The organism is Puerhibacterium sp. TATVAM-FAB25 (genome assembly GCF_046535855.1).
In the GTDB taxonomy this organism is placed as follows: Bacteria; Actinomycetota; Actinomycetes; order Actinomycetales; family Cellulomonadaceae; genus Puerhibacterium; species Puerhibacterium variabilis_A.
In genome coordinates this window covers 23,550-37,690 of record NZ_JAXUAK010000013.1, presented here as the reverse complement: position 1 = coordinate 37,690, position 14,141 = coordinate 23,550, and the positions used below count along the sequence as shown (strand labels likewise).

At 76.4% G+C, this 14,141-nt stretch carries 13 protein-coding genes and 1 pseudogene; 9 read left to right on the top strand and 5 right to left on the bottom strand.

All coding sequences use genetic code 11. The annotated features are described in order from the left end of the window. The first annotated feature begins 105 nt into the window (after nucleotides 1-105). Entirely contained in the window at nucleotides 106-624 is a 519-nt protein-coding gene (locus U5M74_RS12310) for a hypothetical protein (RefSeq protein WP_410909235.1), read from the top strand. Nucleotides 625-675: 51 nt separating this feature from the next. On the opposite strand, the gene U5M74_RS12305 is transcribed toward U5M74_RS12310, so the two are convergent. Next, nucleotides 676-1,080 carry an arsenate reductase ArsC gene (locus U5M74_RS12305; RefSeq protein WP_410909234.1) on the bottom strand — a complete coding sequence of 135 codons (405 nt, stop codon included), beginning with the start codon at nucleotides 1,078-1,080 and terminating at the stop codon, nucleotides 676-678. 164 nt (nucleotides 1,081-1,244) lie between these two features. Between U5M74_RS12305 and U5M74_RS12300 the strand changes: the two genes are divergently transcribed. The 5 genes and pseudogenes from U5M74_RS12300 (at nucleotide 1,245) to U5M74_RS12280 (ending at nucleotide 6,173) form a co-directional block, all read left to right on the top strand. Then, on the top strand, nucleotides 1,245-1,886 hold the full coding sequence (locus U5M74_RS12300) for a TetR family transcriptional regulator (RefSeq protein WP_410909233.1): 642 nt from the start codon (nucleotides 1,245-1,247) through the stop codon (nucleotides 1,884-1,886). Nucleotides 1,887-1,984: 98 nt separating this feature from the next. Continuing rightward, nucleotides 1,985-2,548, top strand: a pseudogene (locus U5M74_RS12295) (ABC transporter ATP-binding protein); the annotation flags it as partial. Nucleotides 2,549-2,572: 24 nt separating this feature from the next. Next, nucleotides 2,573-2,956, top strand: coding sequence for a DUF4162 domain-containing protein (locus U5M74_RS12290; RefSeq protein WP_410909288.1), 384 nt, complete (start codon nucleotides 2,573-2,575; stop codon nucleotides 2,954-2,956). Further along, nucleotides 2,953-4,620, top strand: coding sequence for an ABC transporter permease (locus U5M74_RS12285; RefSeq protein WP_410909232.1), 1,668 nt, complete (start codon nucleotides 2,953-2,955; stop codon nucleotides 4,618-4,620). The genes U5M74_RS12290 and U5M74_RS12285 overlap by 4 nt, the downstream gene beginning before the upstream one ends. A 104-nt stretch (nucleotides 4,621-4,724) precedes the next feature. Further along, nucleotides 4,725-6,173 carry an amino acid permease gene (locus U5M74_RS12280; protein ID WP_410909231.1) on the top strand — a complete coding sequence of 483 codons (1,449 nt, stop codon included), beginning with the start codon at nucleotides 4,725-4,727 and terminating at the stop codon, nucleotides 6,171-6,173. A gap of 116 nt (nucleotides 6,174-6,289) precedes the next feature. Here U5M74_RS12280 and U5M74_RS12275 read toward each other — a convergent pair whose 3' ends face one another. After that, complete coding sequence (locus tag U5M74_RS12275) at nucleotides 6,290-7,708, bottom strand: NAD(P)/FAD-dependent oxidoreductase (RefSeq protein ID WP_410909230.1); 1,419 nt, start codon at nucleotides 7,706-7,708, stop codon at nucleotides 6,290-6,292. Nucleotides 7,709-7,943: 235 nt separating this feature from the next. Between U5M74_RS12275 and solA the strand changes: the two genes are divergently transcribed. After that, complete coding sequence (solA, locus tag U5M74_RS12270; RefSeq protein WP_410909229.1) at nucleotides 7,944-9,095, top strand: N-methyl-L-tryptophan oxidase; 1,152 nt, start codon at nucleotides 7,944-7,946, stop codon at nucleotides 9,093-9,095. Between the two features lie 47 nt (nucleotides 9,096-9,142). Here solA and U5M74_RS12265 read toward each other — a convergent pair whose 3' ends face one another. After that, nucleotides 9,143-11,365, bottom strand: a complete 2,223-nt coding sequence (locus U5M74_RS12265; RefSeq protein ID WP_410909228.1) for a SpoIIE family protein phosphatase — start codon at nucleotides 11,363-11,365, stop codon at nucleotides 9,143-9,145. A gap of 107 nt (nucleotides 11,366-11,472) precedes the next feature. Then, the gene (locus U5M74_RS12260; RefSeq protein ID WP_410909227.1) at nucleotides 11,473-12,111 is read right to left on the bottom strand and encodes a histidine phosphatase family protein; all 639 of its coding nucleotides are present in this window, start codon (nucleotides 12,109-12,111) and stop codon (nucleotides 11,473-11,475) included. A gap of 288 nt (nucleotides 12,112-12,399) precedes the next feature. Here U5M74_RS12260 and U5M74_RS12255 point away from each other — a divergent pair, with 288 nt between their 5' ends. Next, nucleotides 12,400-12,543 (top strand): hypothetical protein, encoded by a 144-nt coding sequence (locus tag U5M74_RS12255; RefSeq protein WP_410909226.1) that lies wholly within the window; start codon nucleotides 12,400-12,402, stop codon nucleotides 12,541-12,543. A 97-nt stretch (nucleotides 12,544-12,640) separates the two neighbouring features. Here the strand turns inward: U5M74_RS12255 and U5M74_RS12250 are convergent, their stop codons facing one another. After that, nucleotides 12,641-13,546: a DNA-3-methyladenine glycosylase family protein gene (locus U5M74_RS12250; RefSeq protein ID WP_410909225.1), complete on the bottom strand. Its 906-nt coding sequence runs from the start codon at nucleotides 13,544-13,546 to the stop codon at nucleotides 12,641-12,643. Between the two features lie 97 nt (nucleotides 13,547-13,643). Here U5M74_RS12250 and U5M74_RS12245 point away from each other — a divergent pair, with 97 nt between their 5' ends. Beyond that, nucleotides 13,644-14,141, top strand: a complete 498-nt coding sequence (locus tag U5M74_RS12245) for a DUF2243 domain-containing protein (RefSeq protein ID WP_410909224.1) — start codon at nucleotides 13,644-13,646, stop codon at nucleotides 14,139-14,141.

Genomic DNA, 14,141 nt, shown 5'->3' with positions numbered 1-14,141 from the left:
CGCGCCGGGCGTCACCGCCCGGCCACCGGAGCATGTGTCCGACATCTCCACACGTTCACCCGCTGTTCCCTGTGTTCGTCCAGGTTGGGGCGCCAGAATGGGGGCATGTCACCGAGGACGAGCGAGACGACGACGCCTCTGCGGGCCTTCGCGCCCGCGCGCGTCGCCGCGGCCGGCCTCCTCGCCCTGGCGGGCATGCTGCCCCTCGGCGCCACGGCCACCGCCGCCGAGGCCGCCCAGATCGTCGCCGCCGTCCAGCCGCACGTCGTGGCCGCGCAGGCGCGGGCCCAGGCCATCGAGCAGGACCTCGACGCGGCCGAGCGCCTGCCGTGCCCGCTGCCGGCGGACCTGCGCGACGACGTCCGCGACGCCGTCGCCTCCGTGCGCGCCGCCACCGCCGAGGCTCGCACCGCCCTGTCCCGTGCGACCGACGAGGTCGAGGCCGCGGACGGGCGCGCCGCCGCCGCGCTGTTCGACGCCCAGGTGGCGCTCGACGCCGCCGCGGCCCAGCTGCGCTTCGTCGCCGGTGAGGTCGCCGTCGTCGACGCGGACGCCGCGGCGGCACTGGCGCGGCTGCAGGGGCACGTGGACGGCCTGCGCGGCGAGGCGAGCCGGGCGGCCTGAGGCCGCCCGCCGCAGCGAGCCGCCCGACGCCGCGCCGCCTCGGGCGAGGCGTCAGGCGACCGGCTGCACGCCGAGCTCGTCCAGGAGCGTGCGCACGCGCCGCTCGATGTCGTCGCGGATCGGCCGCACCGTGTCCAGGTCCTTGCCGGCCGGGTCCTCGAGCTCCCAGTCCTCGTAGCGCCTGCCCGGGAAGATCGGGCAGGCGTCGCCGCAGCCCATCGTCACGACGACGTCGGACGCCTGCACCGCCTCGGGCGTGAGCACCGTGGGCTGCGCGTCGCGGATGTCGATGCCGCGCTCGAGCATCGCCTCGACGGCGACCGGGTTGAGCCGGTCGGCGGGCACGGACCCCGCGGACCGCACCTCCACCGCCCCGCCGGACAGCTCCCGCAGGAACCCGGCGGCCATCTGGGAGCGGCCGGCGTTGTGGACGCAGACGAACAGGGCGGACGGCATGGGGGCTTCCTCTCCGGCGGGGGCCCGGGGCGGGCCGCGAGGGCGACGACGCCGATCGTCCCACGCCGCGGCGCCGACGACGAGCGGCGGGCGGGGACGTGCCTCGTCCGGTCGGCGGCTCCCGGGTCTTGCCATCCGTTGAACGGCCGTTTAGCGTGTTGAACATGCGTTCAGCCGTCGACGACCTCACGACCCGGGCCCGCATCCGCGACGCCGCGGTGCTGCGGTTCGCCCGCTCGGGGTTCGGGGCGTCGCTGCGGACGGTGGCCGCCGACGCCGGGGTGAGCCCGGCGCTGGTCGTCCACCACTTCGGCTCCAAGGAGCAGCTGCACGCCGCGTGCGACCAGCACGTGCTGGCCTGGATCCGCGACGCCAAGCGGCGCAACCTCGCGGCCGCCACCTCGGGGCGGCTGATCGAGGTGCTCGCCTCGGCCGAGACGGAGTTCGCCCCGCTGGTGGCCTACGTGCTGCGGTCGCTGCAGGCAGGGGGCGCCGTCGGGCGGGCGTTCGTGGAGCAGATGATCGCCGACGCCGAGCAGTACACCGCCGAGGCGGTGGAGCAGGGCATCGCGCGGCCCAGCCGGGACGAGAAGGCGCGCGCGCGCTACCTCGTGCTGTCCGCGCTGGGGGCGCTGCTGCTGTCGGTCACGCTCGACCCGCCGCAGGACGCCGCCGACGTCGGCGCCGCCGTGCGCCGGTACCTGGACCAGATGGCCCTGCCCTCCATCGAGCTCTACACGGAGGGCTTCCTCACCAGTCGCCGCATGCTCGACGACTTCGTGCACGTCCCGGACCCGCCGGCCTGACCCGGCCGGCGCCCGGGCCCCGTCCCCATCGGTACCGGCGCACGCAGGCGCGCCGGTACCGGCCCCGACGTCAGGGAAGAAGAAGGCGAGGGTCACCCATGACCGCTCCCGTGATCGACATCCACGACCTGCGCAAGTCCTTCGGCACGGTCCGCGCCCTGGACGGGCTCGACCTCGTCGTGCGGCCGGGCGAGGTCGCCGGGTTCCTCGGCCCCAACGGGGCCGGCAAGTCCACCACCCTGCGCGTGCTGCTCGGTCTGCTGCGGGCCGACGGCGGCACCGCGCGCCTGCTCGGCGGCGACCCGTGGCGCGACGCCGTCGCGCTGCACCGCCGCCTGGCGTACGTGCCCGGCGACGTGAGCCTGTGGCCCAACCTCACCGGTGGTGAGGCGATCGACCTCGTCACCCGCCTGCGCGGGGGCGCGGACCCGCGCCGCAGGGCCGAGCTGCTCGAGCGGTTCGAGCTCGACCCCTCCAAGAAGGCCCGCACGTACTCCAAGGGCAACCGGCAGAAGGTCGCGCTCGTCGCGGCGTTCGCCTCGGACGTCGAGCTGCTCGTGCTCGACGAGCCGACCAGCGGCCTGGACCCGCTCATGGAGGCGGTGTTCATGCAGGAGCTGCGTGCCGCCAAGGAGCGGGGCCGCTCGGTCCTGCTGAGCAGCCACATCCTGTCCGAGGTCGAGAAGGTGTGCGACACCGTGACGATCATCCGCGCCGGGCGTGCGGTCGAGTCCGGCACGCTCGCCGCGCTGCGGCACCTGACCCGCTCGGCGGTCACCGCCGTCGTCGGCGGCGACGGCGCGGCCGTCGCGGCCGTCGCCGCGCTGCCCGGGGTGCACGACGTCGCCGCCACGCCCGCGGAGGACGGCACCCGGGTGCAGCTCGACGTCGACGCCGCGCACGTGGGCGGCCTGCTCGCCGCCCTGGGCCGCCTCGACGTCCGGTCGTTCACAGCGGCGCCGCCGTCGCTCGAGGAGCTGTTCCTCCGCCACTACGGCGACGCGGACGCCGCCGGCGCCCCGGGCGCCGGCGAGGCCGCGCGCCGGCGCACGACGGCGGGTGCGCGATGACCGCCGTCGTGGCGCCCGGGCCGCTGGTGCGCGCCCGGCCCGCCTGGACGTCGGCGCTGACCGGTACGGCCGGGATGCTGCGCCTCGCGCTGCGCCGCGACCGCTGGCGCCTGCTCGTGTGGGTGGCCGGCGTCGCGGTGCTGTACCTGGCGGCGCTCGGCGAGTACGCGGTGCTCGCCGACGACCCGCGGGGGATGCAGGCGCGGGCGGTGCTCATGCGGACGCCCGCGATGGTCACCATGGCCGGCCCGGGGTACGGGCTGGACGCCTACACCGTCGGCGCGGCCGTGGCGAACGAGCTCGTGCTGTGGATGGTCCTGGCCCTGGCGGTGCTGAGCATCCTCGAGGTGGTGCGCCACACCCGCGCCGAGGAGGAGAGCGGCCGCTCGGAGCTGCTGCGCGCCGGGGCGGTGGGGCGGCACGCGCCGGCCGTCGCCGCGCTGCTGCTGGTGACCGCGGTCCAGGCGGTGGTCGCGGTGGTCACCGGGGCCGTCGTGGCCGCCGGGGGCGGGCTGCCCGCCGGCGAGTCGTTCGCCATGACCGGCGCCGTGGCGCTGGGGGCGCTCGTCTTCGCGGCGGTCGCGCTCGTGGCGGCGCAGGTGGCGGAGCACGGGCGCACGGCCACCGGGCTGTCGCTCGCGGTGCTCGGCGCGGCGTTCGCGGCGCGCGCCCTGGGCGACGTGCAGGGGAGCGCGGAGGGCCGGCACGGCAGCGCCCTGTCGTGGCTGTCGCCCATCGGCTGGGTCCAGCAGACGCGCGTCTTCGTGGACCTGCGCTGGTGGCCGCTGGGGCTGTGCGTCGCGGCGACCGTCGGGCTGCTCGTCGTCGCGGCGGTGCTGGCCGGCCGCCGTGACCACGGCGGCGGCCTCGTGGCCGCCCGCCGCGGCCGGGCCGACGCCGCCGCGTCCCTGCGCGGCCCGCTCGCCGTCGCGTGGCGGCAGCAGCGCGGCGGCCTGCTGTGGACGACGCTCGGGCTCGGCGCGATGTGGTTCGCCACCGGCGGGGTGCTCAGCTCCCTGCCGGACATGATGGAGACCCTGGCGGACAACCCCCTCTACGCGGCGATCCTCGGTGAGGGCGACCTGGTGCGCGCGTTCCTGTGGGTCATCGGCCTGTACGCGGCGCTCGGCGCCGCCGCCTACGCCGTCGCCGCGTCCCTGCGGGCCCGGGCGGAGGAGCAGGCCGGCCGCGCCGAGTACGTCCTGGCCACGGCGGTCTCCCGCGCCCGCTGGCTCGGCGCGCACCTCGCCGTCGCCACCGTGGGCGGCGTCGTCGTGCTGCTCAGCGGCGTGCTCGCGCTCTGGGCGGGCGCCGCCGCCACCGGCGTCACCGACCCCGCCTTCGGCGAGCTGGTGGAGCTGGGCGCGGTGTACCTGCCGGCGCTCGCGGTGCTGCTCGCCCTGGGCGCCGCGGTCTACGCGTGGGTGCCGCGCGCGACGCCGCTGCTGTGGGCGCTGCTCGCATGGCTGTTCGTGGTGGGCATGTTCGCCGACCTGCTCGGCCTGCCCGACTGGGCGCGCGGCGTCTCGCCGTACTGGTGGGTGCCTGACCCGCTCACCGAGGACGTCGACGTCGCCCGCCTCGTGGGGCTCGGCGTGGTCGCGGTGGTGCTCGCCGCGGCGGCCCTCGTGGGGTTCCGCCGACGGGACGTGCCCGCCGTCTGAACCCGGCACCGTCCGGCTGGGCGGTCCGCGGGGCCGCCCAGCCGGGCCGCCCGCCCCCGGCCGCGCGGGGCGGGCGGCGCCCGGCACGACTACGGTGGAACGCCGTGACCCGTCCCAGCACCACGCCCGCGGCGCCCGGCACCCCGCCCGCCCCCGGCACGACCACGGGCGAGCCGCTCGCCCACGGCCTGCGCACCCGCCACCTCACGATGATGGGGCTCGGCTCGGCCATCGGCGCCGGCCTGTTCCTCGGCTCGGGGGTGGGCGTCGCGACGGCCGGCCCTGCCGTGCTCGTCAGCTACGCCATCGCCGGCGCGCTCGTCGTCCTGGTCATGCGCATGCTGGCCGAGATGGCCTCGGCGCTGCCCGCCTCCGGCTCGTTCTCCGTGTACGCCGAGGCGGCGCTCGGCCGCTGGGCCGGCTTCCTGCTCGGCTGGCTCTACTGGTTCATGCTGATCATGGTGCTCGGCGTCGAGGTCACCGGGGTCGCGGGCATCGTCAGCGGCTGGTGGCCCGACGTGCCGCAGTGGGCGGTCGCGGCCGTCGTCGTCGCCGTGCTCGGCGCGCTCAACCTCACCGGCGTGAAGAACTTCGGCGAGACCGAGTTCTGGTTCGCCGCGATCAAGGTCGCCGCCATCGTCGCCTTCCTCGTCGTCGGTGTGCTCGTCGTCGTGGGTGTCATCCCCGTGGACGGCGGCGCGCTGGCCGACTGGGCCGCCCACGGCGGGTTCGCGCCGGCCGGCTGGTCCGGCATCGCCGCCGGGCTGCTCGTGGTGGTCTTCGCGTTCGGCGGCATCGAGATCGTCACCATCGCCGCGGCGGAGGCGCGCGACCCGTCCACCGCCGTGGCCCGCGCCACCCGCACGATCCTGTGGCGCATCCTGCTGTTCTACGTCGGCTCCGTGGCGATCATCGTGCTGCTGGTGCCGTGGGACGACGCGGCGGCGCTGCAGTCGCCGTTCGTCTCCGTGCTGCAGCTCGCCGGCTTCGACTGGGCCGCGCGCGCCATGGAGGTCGTGGTGGTGCTCGCGCTGCTGAGCGCCTTCAACGCCAACGTCTACGGCACCTCGCGGATGCTGTTCTCGCTGGCCGAGCGGGCCGACGCGCCGCCGGTGGCCGCGCGCGTCTCGCGCCGCAACGTGCCGGTGGTGGCCGTGTGGGTGTCCGTCGCGTTCGGCGTGGTCGCCGTGCTGCTCAACTGGCTGCTGCCCGAGGCGCTGCTCGGCGTGCTGCTCAACGCCGTCGGGTCGGCGCTGCTCGTGGTGTGGGTGCTCGTCGCGGTGGCGCAGCTGCGGCTGCGGCCGCGCCTCGAGGCGCAGGCGCCCGGCGGGCGCCTGCCGCTGCGCATGTGGGGCTACCCGTGGCTCACGTGGCTGGTGCTGGCCGCGCTCGCCGGGCTGCTGGTGCTCATGCTGTCCGACGCCGCCGCCCGGACGCAGATCGCCGCGACGACCGGGCTGGTGGCCGTCATCCTCGCCTGCTACGCGGTCACGACGGCGGTGCGCCGGCGCCGCGGCGCTCCCGCCGCCCCGGCCGCCCCGACGCCGAGATAGAGACCCCTCCCGCCGAGATAGAGGCCCCTCCGGCCGAAGTAGAGAGCCCCCGCGCCGAGATAGAGACTGACCTCTCTATCTCGGCGCGGGGGCTCTCTATCTCGGCAGGGGAGCGGTCAGCGCCGGCGGGCGCCGGTGTCGGCCTCCTGCGCGGCGTGGTCCGACGGCGCCGCGCCCGTGTCCTGGCGGGCGGGCTCGGCCTGGCTCACGTCCGTCGTCTCGGCCTCGTGCGGCTCCGGCTCGCGCTTGGGCGGCCGCACGGTGGGCACCTCGCCGACGATCGGGATCGGCCGGCGGTGGAACGGGAACCCGTAGCGGGTCACCAGCCCGGCCAGCGTCGTGACCTTGTTGCGGGGACCCACCAGCGACATGATGTGGACGAACAGCCACACCAGCCACGCGAGGCCCGCCGTGAGCTTGATGCGGGCGCTGGTGCCCGGGATCGCGATCTCGGCGATGGCCGCGCGGCGGCCGATCACCGCCATCGTGCCCTTGTCGAAGTAGCGCAGCGGCTCCGTGGGCCGGCCCTCGAGCAGCGCGCGGATGTTCTTGGCCACCTGCTTGCCGCCCTGGATGGCGGGCTGGGCGAGCTGCGGCAGGTCGTCCGGGGTGGCGGCGATGTCGCCGATGGCGAAGACGCCCGGCCGGCCCTCCACCTGCAGGTCCTGCCCGACGACGATGCGCCCGTTCTTGGCGCGCGGCAGGTCCCAGTCGTCCACCTCGGCGTGCGGGCCGACGCCGGCCGACCACACCACGAGGTCGGCCGGGATCTCGGTGCCGTCGGTGAGCAGCACGCCGTCGGGGCGCACCTCGGCCACGCCGGCACCCAGGTGCAGGGACACGCCGCGCCGCTCGAGCTCCTGGGCGGCGTACTCGCGCAGCCGCGGGTGGAACGCCTTGAGCAGCTCCGTGCCGCGCTGGACGATCTTCACCTCGAACGCGTCGCCGTGGATCTCCGGGAACGCGGGGGCGAGCCCGGCGGTGCGCAGCTCGGCGAGCGCGCCGGCCACCTCGACGCCGGTGGCGCCGCCGCCCACGACCACGACGCGCAGGCCGTCGTCCTTGGTCTCGCTGAACGCCGAGTTCTCCAGGCGGATGAACAGCTGGTCGCGGATCCGCAGCGCCTGCGAGCGCGAGTACATCGGCAGCGCGTGCTCCTTGGCGCCCGGGGTGCCGAAGAAGTTCGCGGTCACGCCGTTGCAGACGACCAGGTAGTCGAAGTCGACCCACTCGTCGTTCAGCAGCCGGATGCGCCTCGCGTCGTGGTCGATGCCGACCAAGTGCTCGTGGACCACGCGCACGTTGGGCTGCTTGAGGTGCAGCCCGCGCAGCCAGTACGTGACGTCACCGGCGTTGAGCCCGCCGGTGGCCACCTGGTACAGCAGCGGCTGGAACGTGTTGTAGACGCGGCGCTCCACCAGGGTGATGCGGACGGGCGCGCCGGCCAGCCCCTTGACGACGGCCAGGCCCGCGAACCCACCGCCCACGACGACGACGTGGGGTAGCTCGGCACCGGGTGCGTGCGTGACGGTCACGCAGGGGTCTCCTCTCGCTCGCTGCCCGGCGGCGCACCGCCGTCACAGCGGCGGCGTCGCCGGCGACCTGCCTACGGTAGCCCAGCCGCCGGCGCTCTCCGGCAGCCGTCGGGTGCGACGACCATCACCCCGCACGACCGGCCTCGCACGGCGGGACGGACACCGGCCGCGGCGGGCGCGCCGGGCGGGCATGATCGGCCCGGTCGCGGGAGCGGGGCACGAGGAGAGGACCAGCATGGAGACCATCACCGCCGACGTCGTCGTCGTGGGGCTCGGCGCCTTCGGCAGCGCCGCCCTGTGGCGGCTCGCGGAGCGGGGCGTCGACGTCGTCGGCATCGACCGGTTCGACGTGGGGCACGACCTGGGGTCCTCGCACGGGCTCACGCGGCTGTTCCGGGTGGCCTGCAAGGAGCACCCGGGCCTGGCGCCGGTCGCGCGCAAGTCTCTCGAGCTGTGGACGGCGCTGGGGGAGCGGTACGGCGACACGTACGTCGTGCAGGGCGGCTGCCTCAACGTCGGCGCGGCCGGCTCGAGCGCCGTCGCCGGCACCGTCGCCGCGGCCGAGGGCGCGGGCGTGCCGGTCACGCACCTCGACCACGACGAGCTCGTGGCCGCCTACCCGCAGTACGCGGCGTCGGACCCCGCGGCGGTCGCGGCGCTCGACCCGGAGGGCGGCATCTGCTTCCCCGAGAAGAACGTGCGCGCCCACGGCCGCGCCGCGGCCGAGGCCGGCGCGCGGATCTACCCCGGCACGCGCGTGACGGCGGTCGAGCTCGTCGACGGCGGCGTCCGGGTCGTGACGCCGACCGTGACGTTCGAGGCGGCGCAGGCCGTGGTCGCCGCCGGGGCGTGGAACGCCAAGCTGCTGCCCGACCTGCCGCTGACGCCGCGGCGCACGCCCCTGTACTGGTTCGCCCCCAGGGCCGACGCGACCGCGTCGTTCGACATCGCGGACTTCCCGTCCTTCGTCTACGAGCTGCCGGACGGCAGCGGCCTGTGGGGCCACGGCAGCGGCGACGGGTTCCACGTCAAGATCGGGCTGTGGGAGGGCGCCAGCCTGTTCTCCGACACCGACCCGGACGAGCTGGACAGGTACATCCACCCGCGCCGCGACGTCGACATGCTCGCCGAGGCCGTCGCGGCGGCGTTCCCGCAGATCGACCCCGTGCCGGTCAAGGTCATCCCCTGCATGATCACCAACTCGCCCGACGAGCAGTTCCTCGTGGGGCGGCCGGGCGGCGACCCCCGCCTCGTGGTCGCCGGCGGCGACAGCGGCCACGGCTTCAAGCACGCCGCGGGCGTCGGCGAGCTGCTCGCGCAGATCACGGTGGGGGAGACGCCGTACACGGCGGTCGACTTCATGGACCCGGACCGCTTCGGCCGCTGACCGCGGCGGCGCCGTGGCGGCGTCGCGGCGGCCCGAGGGGACGGACGTCAGGACGCCCGCCGCTGCTCCTGCTCCAGCTGGTCCGCGGTCACCAGCAGCGTCGTCGAGTCGTCCTCGGACTCCAGGCCGGACAGCCGGTGCTCGAGCACCTCGAGGTCCAGCACCACCTCGGCGGTGGCCCGCAGCTCCTCGAGCCGCCGCGAGATCCGCGTGCCGCGGCGCTCGACCAGGCCGTCGGTGTACAGCAGCAGCGACTGGCCGTCGCCGATCTTCACCTCGTTCTGCGGCAGCGGGCCGCGCAGGTACCCCAGCGGCGGGTTGCGGGCCACCTCCACCCAGCGGGCGTCGTCGCCGCCCACCAGCAGCGGCGGCAGGTGGCCGGCGCTGACGTAGTCGAACGTCCCGGTCGCCGGGTCGAGGACGCCGGCCAGCAGCGTGGCCATGTCGTCCGGCAGCAGCTGCTTGGCCAGCCGGTCGAGGGCCTCGACGGCCGGCGCGGCCGCGCCGTGCGCGACCATGAGCGAGCGCAGGCCGTTGCGCAGCTGGTTCATGGCCGACGCCGCGCCCAGGCCGTGCCCGGCGACGTCGCCGATGGCCAGGGCGATCCGGCCGTCCGGCAGCGGGAACGCGTCGTACCAGTCGCCGCCGACGCGCCCGCCGTCGGCGGGGCGGTACCGCGCCTGGATCTGCCACCCCGAGGGGTGCGGCAGCGTGTCCGGCAGGGAGGAGCGCTGCAGGGCCAGCGCCGCGCCGATCTCCGGCCGCGAGCGCCGGTACAGCGCCTCGACCGCGAGGCGGCGCACGGCGACGGCCGACTGGACGTCGTCGTCGGTCCAGGGCCGGCACGTGCCGTGGACGACCTCGCGCCACTGCGCGAACGACCGGCGCGGCCCGATGCGCACCGAGCCGTCGTCCGCGCGGGTGACGGTCTTCGACCGCGGGTCGCCGCCCCAGGTGACCTCGCGCGTCACCTCCCGGCGGAAGAGGGCGAGCGCGTCGCCGTCGGGCAGCGGCACGACCAGCGCGCCGGCGACCTCGCCGAGGCCGTCGGCGAGCGCGGGGTGGCGCGCGGCCAGCGCATCCGACGCGAAGACGTCGGTGCCCGCGGCCAGGGCCGTCTCGAGCACCGCCTCGACGGCGTCGGGCACCGCGCCCACCGTGGTCAGGACGCCGCTGGCGCGCAGCGCGGCGCCGTCGACGTCGAGCAGCCGCAGCAGCCCGGGCTGCGCGATCGCCTCGGCCACCGGCTCGTCGGCGACGGGCGAGGTCAGCGCGGCGAGCTCGGCGGAGATCGCCTGGGCGCGCTGCGCCCGGTCGGCCGCGGCGCGCACCACCATCTGCAGGGACAGGCCCGACGCGAGCGTCTCGGCCGCGGCGCGCACCTCCAGCGACGGGGTGTGCGCGCCGGCGTGGTGGTGGCAGGCCACCATGCCCCACAGGCGCCCCTCGTCGAGCAGCGAGATGGACATCGAGGCGCCGACGCCCATGTTGCCCAGGTACTGCAGGTGCACCGGCGACACCGACCGCAGGCCGGCGAACGTGAGGTCGGCGGGCTCGCCGGTGCGCGGGTGGAGCACCGGCACGAGCTGCGCGGGCCGGGCCCGCACGTCGGAGATGAGGCGCAGCCAGCTCTTCTCGTACAGCGCGCGGGCCTGGGGCGGGATGTCCGACGCCGGGTAGTGCAGGCCGAGCAGCGGTTCCAGGTCCGCGCGGCGGGCCTCTGCGACGACCTCGCCGTTGTACTCGGTGTCGAAGCGGTAGACCATCACGCGGTCGAAGCCGGTGAGCTGCCGCACCCCCTGGGCCGTCTGGTCGTACAGGGCCTGCAGGGACGCGGCCGACGACGCCTGCCGCAGCAGCGCGTACGTGGTGCGGAACGCCTCGCCCGCGTCGGGGGCGTCGGAGGCCAGCGGCTCCAGCTCCACGATGACGGTCCCGGCGGCGGTCCGGTGCGCCGTGGCGACCCACGGCCGGCCCTGGACCGTCACCCGGCGCAGGTTGTCGGCGAGCGGCCCGGTCGCGGCGGCCTCGTCCAGGTGCAGGTGCTCGGCCGCCTCGGCGCCCAGCACGTCCTCGACGGGGCGGCCGAGCACGGCCTCGACGTCGACCCCGAGCAGGGCGGCGACGCTGCTGGAGGCCTGGACCACGGTGCCGTCGTCGAGCACGAGCAGCACGCCGCGGGCCTGGATCGCGCCCGGGACGTGGATGGGCTCGGCGGCGCAGGCGTCGAGGTCGACGTCGTCGTCGGTCACGACCTGCGGGATGTCCACGGATGCTCCCAGAATTGATGGGACCGGGCGTCCTGCCAAGTCCCGGCGACGCTACCACGGGCCTGGCAGGCGGCCGCCCGGGGGCCGGCTCGGGGTCGGCGCCGGGCTCAGGACGTCGGCGGCAGGTTCCAGCCCTCGATCGTGCGCAGCCCGTGGCCGTGCCCGAGGAGGCAGATCGCCGCGGTGCCGAGCTCCAGCCGGGCGGCCAGCCGCGGGTCGGTGCCGACCCACGCCGTGGCGAGCACGCGCAGCAGGTGGCCGTGCGCGACGACGAGCACGTTGCCGCCGGCCGCCAGCGTCGGCTCGACCCGGGCGACGACGGCGTCGGCCCGCGCCCGGACCTCTCCCAGCAGCTCGCCCGGGCTGCCTCCGGAGCGCTCCGGGTCGGGCGGCAGCACCCGCACGCCGTCGGCGAAGATCTCGTAGTCGTGCCCCAGCATCCCGGAGAGGTCCTTGGAGGTCCTGCCCTCCACGGGGCCGTAGTCCCACTCGGCGAGGTCGGCGTCGACGACGGCGTCGGGGTGGCCGACGAGCTCGGCGGTGCGCCGCGCCCGATCGCGCGGCGAGGTGTAGACGGCGGCGAACTCGTACGCGGCGAGCGCCCGCGCGGCCTGCCCGGCCTGCTCCACGCCCGCGGCGGTGAGGGGGATGTCCGTCAGCCCGGTGTGCCGCCCGGAGGCGGACCACTCGGTCTGGCCGTGGCGCAGGAGCACCAGCTGCGGGTCCGCGGCAGGGGTGATGGCCATGGGGCGATGGTCGCGCAGCGCGTCGCCGTGCGCCGCCCGAGCCGGCCCGCGGGAGGGCCGCGGTCGCCGGCGTGAGAGCGCGACGCACGGGACGTGAGACGTAGTCTCGCGGTGCGCGAGACCCCGGAGCCGCATCATTCCGCCGCAGGGGTGAGCCGTCTCACACGCCCGCTGGCGACGCTCCGGTGGTGACGACACTCGGTATCGCTCCAGAATGGACGCCTCGCCCGCAACGGCGCGGGCCGGACCGCGTGCACCGCAGCCCGTGCGCAGCTACGAGGAGGACCGATGGCCGAGGCTCACAACATCAGCTACCGCTCGATCGCGAACCCGCGCCGCACCACGCTGGTGGGGCGCACCGCCGCCGAGGCGGCCGCGCCGATGCGCGACGAGACCGTCGTGCTCGGCGAGGACGACGTCGTCGAGCGCTGACCGCGCGACCTGGCTCGCGAGGCCGCCTCCCCGCAGCGGGAGGTGGCCTCGCGCGTCTTCGGAGGGCACGGGGCCGACCGGGCCGGCCGGCCGGGGGTCAGAACCGGCGGTAGTCGGGGATCGGCAGCTTGGGCCCGCGGCGAGGGGCGACGGCCCTGCCCTCCAGCGTGAGCAGCCGGACCACCCGGTGGCGGTGCGGCGCGTACGGCGCCAGCAGCCGCAGCATCCCGGCGTCGTCCGTGCGCTCGCCGGCCAGCGCCCAGCCCACCGCCGCGGGCAGGTGGAAGTCGCCCTCGGAGACGGCGTCGGCGTCGCCGAACGCCCGCTGGGCCACCTCGGCCGAGGTCCACACCCCGACGCCGGGCACCTTCTCGAGCCGCTCCCGCGCCTCGGCGGCGGTCATCCCGCAGGCCTCCTCCAGACGGGGCGCCACCTGCGCGCACCGCGCCGCCGTCCGGGCGCGGCCCGGGTCGACGCCCGCCCGGTGCCAGTCCCACACCGGGACGCGGGCCCACGCGCGGGCGTCGGGGACCACGCGCATGCCGTCGGGCGCCGGGCCGGGGGCCGCGGAGCCGTGACGGGTCACCAGCCACCGCCAGGCCCGGTGCGCCGTCACCGTCTGCACCCGCTGCTCCAGCACGGCGGGCACGAGCGCCTCGAGCACCCGCCCGCTGCGCGCCATCCGCATGCCGACGGCCCGCCGGTGGGCGTCGACGAGCTGCGGCGGCGGGGCGAACCCGGCGGCGTCGTCGTCCTCGCCCAGCAGCGCCGGCACGCCGTCGGCGGCCTCACGGGCGCCGTCGCCCCACAGCTGCACCAGCACCTCGTGCGGCCCGGCCGGCACGAACCGCTGCGTCACCGGCCCGGTGCGCAGCAGCGAGGTGCGCCAGACCGAGCCGTCCGCGGCCCGGTGGAAGGTGGGGTCCGCCGGCCCGTGCCGCAACGGCGCGAGCGTCAGGGCGACGTCGAGCCGGCGCGGCGAGACGTGGCGGACGGTGAGCACGGGTCCAGTCGATCACGGATCGGCACGCCGCCGGGCATGCGGCCGGGCGCGGCGGGCCCGACGATGGCCGCGTCGACGTCGGAGCACGGGAGGTCGCATGGCCGGCACGGGGACGGGCCGCGGGACCCCGGCGGACGGGAGCGCCGCCGTCGACCCCGACCGGCGCACGGTGGTCTCCGGCGTCCTGTTCGGGTGCGGTGTCGCGGCGTCGATGATCGACCTGTTCGTGTTCCACCTCGGCCTGCAGTGGCACCACTTCTACGACCTGTCCACGACCCAGGTCGCGCTGCTGGCCGACGGCGTGTTCCACGCCGTCGGCTGGTTCGTCACCGTCGCGGGGCTGTTCCTGCTGGCCGACGTGCGCCGCCGGGCCGTGGTGCGCTGGTCGCGGTGGGTGGGTGCGGTGGTCGCGGGCGTGGGGCTGTTCCAGCTGTTCGACGGGGTGGTCAACCACAAGCTGCTCGGCATCCACCAGGTCCGCTACGGCGTGGACCTGCTGCTGTACGACGTCGTGTGGATCGGGTCGGCCGCCCTGCTGCTGGTGGCCGGGCTCGTCGTGCTGCGTCGCACGCGCCCGGCCCGGGCCGCGGGCTGA